This is a genomic window from Fictibacillus sp. Mic-4 (assembly GCF_049843615.1).
Taxonomy (GTDB): domain Bacteria; phylum Bacillota; class Bacilli; order Bacillales; family Fictibacillaceae; genus Fictibacillus_A; species Fictibacillus_A gelatini.
This window is the reverse complement of record NZ_JBBHZM010000107.1, coordinates 1-1,083: the sequence shown is the minus strand read 5'-3', so window position 1 is coordinate 1,083 and position 1,083 is coordinate 1. Positions and strand designations below refer to the sequence as shown.

The 1,083-nt window shown below is 54.6% G+C and carries 1 rRNA gene; it reads left to right on the top strand.

The window, feature by feature from the left end:
• Window positions 1-1,063: ribosomal RNA gene (locus WD019_RS21650) — 16S ribosomal RNA — on the top strand; the annotation flags it as partial.
• Window positions 1,064-1,083 lie beyond the last annotated feature (20 nt).

Here is a 1,083-nt window from a genome sequence, read left to right as displayed (position 1 = left end):
TGACGGTACCTGACCAGAAAGCCACGGCTAACTACGTGCCAGCAGCCGCGGTAATACGTAGGTGGCAAGCGTTGTCCGGAATTATTGGGCGTAAAGCGCGCGCAGGCGGTTCTTTAAGTCTGATGTGAAAGCCCACGGCTCAACCGTGGAGGGTCATTGGAAACTGGGGAACTTGAGTGCAGGAGAGAAAAGTGGAATTCCACGTGTAGCGGTGAAATGCGTAGAGATGTGGAGGAACACCAGTGGCGAAGGCGGCTTTTTGGCCTGTAACTGACGCTGAGGCGCGAAAGCGTGGGGAGCAAACAGGATTAGATACCCTGGTAGTCCACGCCGTAAACGATGAGTGCTAGGTGTTGGGGGGTTCCACCCTCAGTGCTGACGTTAACACATTAAGCACTCCGCCTGGGGAGTACGACCGCAAGGTTGAAACTCAAAGGAATTGACGGGGGCCCGCACAAGCAGTGGAGCATGTGGTTTAATTCGAAGCAACGCGAAGAACCTTACCAGGTCTTGACATCCTCTGACCACTTGAGAGATCAAGCTTTCCCCTTCGGGGGACAGAGTGACAGGTGGTGCATGGTTGTCGTCAGCTCGTGTCGTGAGATGTTGGGTTAAGTCCCGCAACGAGCGCAACCCTTGACCTTAGTTGCCAGCATTCAGTTGGGCACTCTAAGGTGACTGCCGGTGACAAACCGGAGGAAGGTGGGGATGACGTCAAATCATCATGCCCCTTATGACCTGGGCTACACACGTGCTACAATGGATGGTACAAAGGGCTGCGAAACCGCAAGGTGGAGCCAATCCCAAAAAGCCATTCTCAGTTCGGATTGTAGGCTGCAACTCGCCTACATGAAGCCGGAATTGCTAGTAATCGCGGATCAGCATGCCGCGGTGAATACGTTCCCGGGCCTTGTACACACCGCCCGTCACACCACGAGAGTTTGTAACACCCGAAGTCGGTGAGGTAACCGCAAGGAGCCAGCCGCCGAAGGTGGGACAGATGATTGGGGTGAAGTCGTAACAAGGTAGCCGTATCGGAAGGTGCGGCTGGATCACCTCCTTTCTATGGAGCTTATGAGACTT